4 protein-coding genes are annotated in these 6,407 nt (G+C 39.4%); 3 read left to right on the top strand and 1 reads right to left on the bottom strand.

The features are described 5' to 3' along the window. Window positions 1-24: 24 nt before the first annotated feature. Entirely contained in the window at window positions 25-465 is a 441-nt protein-coding gene (locus AAFM34_RS13290; protein ID WP_341663587.1) for a hypothetical protein, read from the top strand. 361 nt (window positions 466-826) lie between these two features. On the opposite strand, the gene AAFM34_RS13285 is transcribed toward AAFM34_RS13290, so the two are convergent. Further along, on the bottom strand, window positions 827-2,800 hold the full coding sequence (locus AAFM34_RS13285; RefSeq protein ID WP_341663585.1) for a replication initiator protein RctB domain-containing protein: 1,974 nt from the start codon (window positions 2,798-2,800) through the stop codon (window positions 827-829). A gap of 1,314 nt (window positions 2,801-4,114) precedes the next feature. On the opposite strand from AAFM34_RS13285, the gene AAFM34_RS13280 reads away from it, so the two are divergent. Both AAFM34_RS13280 and AAFM34_RS13275 read left to right on the top strand, forming a co-directional pair. Further along, on the top strand, window positions 4,115-5,332 hold the full coding sequence (locus tag AAFM34_RS13280; RefSeq protein WP_114785284.1) for a ParA family protein: 1,218 nt from the start codon (window positions 4,115-4,117) through the stop codon (window positions 5,330-5,332). A gap of 7 nt (window positions 5,333-5,339) precedes the next feature. Then, the gene (locus AAFM34_RS13275; protein ID WP_341663582.1) at window positions 5,340-6,314 is read left to right on the top strand and encodes a ParB/RepB/Spo0J family partition protein; all 975 of its coding nucleotides are present in this window, start codon (window positions 5,340-5,342) and stop codon (window positions 6,312-6,314) included. The last annotated feature ends 93 nt before the right edge of the window (window positions 6,315-6,407 follow it).

Below are 6,407 nucleotides of genomic sequence, written 5' to 3'. Positions count from 1 at the left end.
AGACAATACCGAATTTAAAAGGAAATGATTAGATGGGGTTTACCGCCAGCTTACGATCACTTAAACAATAACAGTGCACAACGAATTACCAGTGAAATAGATAACGGTGAAATCTATGTAGGGTGGACAAGAGCTCCAAGCTCTACGAGTAAGATATTAAATCCTATAGGGGATTCAGCCAAAGCAACAATCAATGGTACAACAAATTTTGCAGTGAGAGTCGGAGGAGTACCATCACCAAATATTCCAGGCACAGACTTGACTGCTGGAGGGCTTGCAAAGCCAGCAGCAGGTGCTGGGGCTCGACTCAAAATGCTCAAAAAATGGAGAGGAGAACAAGCCGCTGAGCATTCGAATTCACGCGCAGCACTCGGGATTTCTTACATGCCCCAAGAAGGGTTTATCGAAGTTGGGCGAGGTTCTGTCACTTATGCTGAGATAGCGGCTAAGGTGAATCAACTTTAAGCATCGTATGGAAGCATGATCAAGTAAAAGCCTTGATCATGCTTTCTATAAAGCGGGATGGACAAAAAAAAAGCGAGTTCTAAGAACTCGCAAAATATTCAGAATGAATGTAACAATATGAGCCAATCTACAAGGGATAATCCAGATCCCTCATTCATTAGAAAGGACAAAAGGTTGTCTATTCGAGATAAATAATATCCAAAAGATAAAAAGCGAATGTCATACCATTGTCAGCAGAATGTAGTAGATATGTCTGATATATAGTAATTAATTGTCTGTGTCCGAGAATAAAGTTCTAGTCAAAGACAATAATTTTCGAAAATCGGAACTCGGCTTAACGGCGTTTAAATAGCAAACTATTTTAAACTGAGACTTCATCAAGCGCACGGAACACATTTTCGTCCAAATGTCCTTCATGAACTTGCTTACATACCTTTCTTCTTACAGCAAGTCCTGCTATCAGACGTTCAATTGAAAGGTGCTTAACCTCATTTTGACTGTTATATAATTCAATGAGTTTACTTAAAGTCTCATAAGCTATGATTTCTTGTCCCACTCGAAGATAATCAAGCTTCTCCATAAGCTCCTTACACTCTTCAAGAATAGAACTATGGGAATGCCCAGTCATAGCAGCTAAAGCTGTTACAGAGCGTTCTAGGGCTTCTGACGAGGTATATTTCGATAGAGTAATGGTTATCTCATCTGCATTAATCTCGACTAAGTGTTTACGTACCTTAACTCGACGTCCGAGCTTCCCTTTGGGAGAGCGCTCTTTTCTTTGAATAGGTTCAAATTCACCATCAATGATCTGAGACATTTCGTCCAGTTGCTGTTTAGTGACCATTTCGTTACGCAGTGGGTTAGGCAATGTCGGAGCCATATTACGCTTGCCTGCGTTTGTTGTTCGAGCTCTTGCATAGCGCAATACTTCCTCTGCATCACATTTAATGTCAACTTGGTAATCTTTGTTTTTACTTCCCTGAACAAGGGTGGAAATAGTTAAGTGATAGCCCCAAAGGTTAACGTTAAATGCCTCATCATCGCTTGGCTGATCCTCTGATAACTTTTTAAGCTCCCGGATCAGATCCATTGAAAAACGACGCCATTCTATGTTGCGAGCCAGCTTCTGGTTTAATGTACTTAGCAACATAACATCAGTATGGCGACGTGACATACGGCTACGGAAATAGCTATACAGTTGGAAAACAAGTGTATGTTGTCTAAGGATTTCTGGAGGGAAGAGGAAAAAGTAATCGCGCGTTAGAAGCTCCTCATAAAATGAAGGTTCCCAAACCAAAATGTATAAATTAGGTTTTATCCGGATTTCACCATCTTCACCTTCTGTTGGCGCTTCTTCAGATGCAGTAATGGTTCGGGCCAAGAAACGGAAACGATCACTTTTAAAGCCTTCTGGCATATTTTCGCTGAGCCATCTTCCTGTTAGCTCATGGAGTTGAAAGTCTGTAAACTCGATTCTATCGATACTATCCCTTATTGAATCACGAGCAGGTCCACTGTCTTTTTTGCCGCGTAGGGACAGAATATCTGTAATGTACAGAGGCGTTTTGTTCGGCGCATGCTTAGCATCCATATGATAATCATGCTGATGATGTTCATGATATTGAACCGTCAAAGTGAATAGAGCGAATAGAGTCATAAGATCATCAACTGTCATGATATTCTTGGATGATCGTGTCTCTATGACTGCTTTAGTACCTGAAATGGATACTAAACTTTTCTGGTATTGCTTTCGAGTGCGCGGCGGAGCTAAAGCCTGATCAATAATTCCAGCCCAATTTGTAGGTGACACTACAAATTGATCTGCTTCATCTTTCATTGCTGGTGGATTATTTAACCCATGCTCGTTAAGGAGCCGTTTGTTCACATGGGTTTGCGCTAGCGCTTTAGAGCGTTTTTGTTTTTCGTTTTGTTTAACCGACTCCGTGACCAAACTAGTCGCACCTAATACCGAAATCAGTTGGTTAGGATTTATAAAGCGATGCAACATTGTCTTACCCGCCAATCCATGTTCAAACCGAACAGGTATTTGTTGAAACAGGCCAATATTTACAGCAGCGCGTAAACGCTGTTGAATCGCTGCTCGGGTAAGCTGTCCATCGGTTGCATCGATCAATTCAGTTGTTGATACTAATCCATCTTTGCTCGTAAACCCTTGAAGTGAAATCAGATTTAGCAATTCCACAATACTTTTAGTTACACCTTTAAAGTGTTGATACTGCTCAATCCAACTGACAGCAGCTTCAGAAACTTCAAACATGTGGCCATCTTTATGGCTTCTGGGTGCTTTAATAAGGACTTTGTCTTTTGAGGTCATGGATACTTATCCGTATAACTTAGGCCGTAATTTCATCATTATTCCGAAAGGATAGGGAAAAACATTTCATAAATAAAGAAAAAGTTTGCTGGATGTTTTAGTTTGCTGCCATGATCTAAATAGTTATGGAAAACCAGCAAGATCACCAATTTTAATTTACGTTGTTTAAGAGCAAAACTATTTAAAAGGATTTTAACCTGATCTTAATGATTAAAGTGATCTAAATTGATTATATGATCTATTGATCTGAGAACAAGATTCCATGTAAGTGATTGTTATTTAGTAGCTATTTAAAATCATACCTGAAAGGATGATCAAGAATTTATTGAAAGCATGATCAATTAATTTAAGAAGCATGATCAATTCTTTACGAAACTATGATCACTATACCTTCGTATTAATGATCATAGTTTAAATGAAAGCATGATCATTGAATATTCACGCGTTATCCACAGAACCTCTACTTCAAACGTCTCTTTTTTACCTTTGTTGTAAAGGTAAAAAGCAAAATTTACAGAACTATGATCATGGCGATAGGTCAAAGTTGCGCTTTGGGGCTCCGTATTTCTGGCAAGGTTAGCTATGCTCTTGGGGGTTGTACTTATAAGATAATTTACAGCCTACTTTTTACATATACGAAAGCATGATCAAGAAAATGGCTTTTTTCAGTGTTGATTTGTTTTTTGCTGTTTGGATTGGTGTCATATCTAAGTTGGTTGTCTAAATTACTTGGTGAGTCTACGTTTTACCGTAATCTAGTAGGTAATACTCATGCTTCCGTAGTCAGATTTTACTTGATCATCTATCCGTATGGCGATCCTTATTTAAGGACAATGTAGGATTATTTTACAAGGTGATATGATCTCTTGATCATTGTTCCTGAGCCCTTGTTAGATATCGAAAGCATGATCAAGATATTCCTCTTGATCATTGTTCCACTATGTAGATATTCTTCTGTCATCGGTAGATGTAGATGCTTTTCGGCTTCAAACTTACTTATCTTTTTCATCGCGTGTAAGTCAAAATTACACAGACCGTAAACTATGGTTAAGTATCAATCGTTCCGAACAGCTTATGATTTTATTTACAATGTAAATAAGTGACGTTGTAATACTTTTAATTAGATAAAATTTGTATGGATTTGTTGGCGATATTTTTCGATACATTTGACAGGTTTTTGACCTAAATTAATCTACTTTATAAAATTCATCCTATTAATGTGATTTTAATTCATAAATGCATGTTCAGCTTTTTGTTGTTATTGGTTTTATTTGCTGTACAATTAATGTCAGTGACTTAAAACGGAATGTGGAAATGAAAAGAGACCAAACAATTGAAAGTCTTGTTCAACTCGCAGAACAAACGGCTCAGGTGCAAGCCGACCGAATTGAGATTGTTTTAGAGGAACGTAGCGATGAGCACTTTCCACCAATGTCAAAAGCCCTGATGGAAACACGTTCTGGACTGACTCGCAGGAAGTTAGATGAGGCGATCAGCAAGCTGGAAGCATCTGGACATCAGTTTACTAAGAATAATGCCAATCATTATTCTATTTCACTACAAGAAGCCCATATGTTGATGGATGCCGCTGGAGTTCCCAAGTTTCATCAGCAAAAGAATAATAATGATAACAAACCTTGGATTATAAATGTTCAAAATCAAAAAGGTGGCACTGGGAAGTCAATGACTGCAGTACATCTTGCTGCTTGCTTGGCTTTAAACCTTGATAAACGTTATCGTATTTGTCTGATTGATTTAGATCCTCAAGGTTCATTACGTTTGTTCCTCAATCCACAGATTAGCCTGACCGATCATGACAATATATATTCGGCTGTGGATGTGATGCTAGACAATGTTCCAGAAGGTGTAGATATTGATAAAGAATTTCTCCATAAAAATGTTCTGCTACCAACTCAATACCCAAACCTCAAAACAGTGTCAGCGTTTCCTGAAGACGCAATGTTTAATGCAGAAGCTTGGCAGAACCTATCAAAAAACCAGTCTCTTGATATTGTTAAGTTATTGAAAGAAAAATTAATCGATCAAATTTCTGACGATTTTGACATTATAATGATAGATACTGGTCCTCATGTTGACCCTCTTGTTTGGAATGCGATGTATGCATCAAATGCATTGTTGATCCCATGCGCCGCTAAACGCCTCGATTGGGCATCCACTGTGAACTTCTTTCAGCATTTACCAACTGTTTACGAGATGTTTCCTCAGGATTGGCAGGGACTAGAGTTTGTTCGTTTAATGCCAACAATGTTTGAGGATGACAACAAAAAGCAGGTTGCAGTGCTGACAGAGATGAATTATTTGTTGGGTGACCAAGTGACTATGGCAACAATTCCTCGCAGTAGAGCATTTGAAACTTGTGCTGATACCTATAGTACAGTTTTTGACTTAACAACTGGGGACTTTGAGGGCGGTAAAAAGACGCTTGCCACAGCACAAGACGCTGTACAAAAGAGTGCCTTGGAACTTGAACGAGTTCTTCATAGTAATTGGTCATCACTTAATCAGGGATAAGTAAACAATGGCAATTAAAACCTCAGACTTAAATGCAAGGTTATTTGGAAAAGCAGATAAGCGTCATGTTGCGAATAGCCAAGAAGCCCAGAAGGCAGCCAAAGACCAAGTTCAGGTAATAGAGTTAGCTGTCGCCGGTGAAGACGTTGTTACTTTTGAACTAGTAAGAGTGCCAGCTGATAAAATCGCAGATGACACCCTAGTGTTTACTGATAACGCGCGGGAGCAGGCATTTCTTAACGAACATGCGTTATCTGATATTCTGAGCACACTAAAAGAGCGAGGGCAGCAATACCCTGCGGTTGGTAGAAAAAGTGCTGATGGAAAAATAGAAGTCTTAGATGGCAGTCGTCGACGTATGTCCTGTCTCCTAGCTAACAAAGACTTTCTTATTTATGTCGCAGAGGACATTAATAGTGAACATGCTAAGTTTCTGTCTGATGTCGCTAATGCCCACAAGCCTTTATCTTTGTATGAAAAAGGTAAAGAAATGCGCGCTAAGCTCAATAGTGGTGAAGCAGACGATCAAAAAGCCCTCGCTAAAATGTTCCAATGCAGCGAGGCATTGGTCAGTGGAGCATTGAAAGCGGCGGATCTACCTCTACCTTTACTTCAAGCGTACCCTAATGTTGCTGATCTTGGTCGTCCGACGATAGTTAAGCTATACAAACAGTTTAATGAGCTTAGTGAAGCTAATCGAACTCAGCTTCTTGACAGATGTCAGTCTGCAGAAGGACATGTGTGGCAGAGAAGCCAAGCGCAAGGGGTTGCTCGAATTACAAAGGAAGTTTCTGAAACCATTGAACAATGGATTGATGAACTAGCGCCCAAAAAAAATGCCGCCCATAGCAAAGTTGAACTGATTAAAGGCAGAGCCAGTTATAATCGCAAAGGATCTGACTTGGCGTTAAGCCTTAAGAAAATAGATGATCAACTGATGCAAGAAATCCTTAGCTTTCTCACTAGTAAACTTGATGGGTAAAGGATGTAGTCGCTTTGTGTTCGTATGCCCCCTTCTATGGGCATTGTTTAATCTTCAAAGCCGCAACTAGCGGCTTTTTTATCCCTCTCATTT

Source organism: Vibrio sp., from assembly GCF_038138445.1.
GTDB lineage: Bacteria > Pseudomonadota > Gammaproteobacteria > Enterobacterales > Vibrionaceae > Vibrio.
The sequence above is the reverse complement of the archived record's forward strand: the minus strand, read 5'-3'. Positions and strand labels throughout refer to the sequence as shown.

What these genes read in the sequence shown, in the direction of transcription:
- AAFM34_RS13290 (WP_341663587.1), top strand. Translation starts at nt 25, where the DNA reads ATGATTAGATGGGGTTTACCGCCAGCTTACGATCACTTAAACAATAAC.
- AAFM34_RS13285 (WP_341663585.1), bottom strand. Translation starts at nt 2,800, where the DNA reads ATGACCTCAAAAGACAAAGTCCTTATTAAAGCACCCAGAAGCCATAAA.
- AAFM34_RS13280 (WP_114785284.1), top strand. Translation starts at nt 4,115, where the DNA reads ATGAAAAGAGACCAAACAATTGAAAGTCTTGTTCAACTCGCAGAACAA.
- AAFM34_RS13275 (WP_341663582.1), top strand. Translation starts at nt 5,340, where the DNA reads ATGGCAATTAAAACCTCAGACTTAAATGCAAGGTTATTTGGAAAAGCA.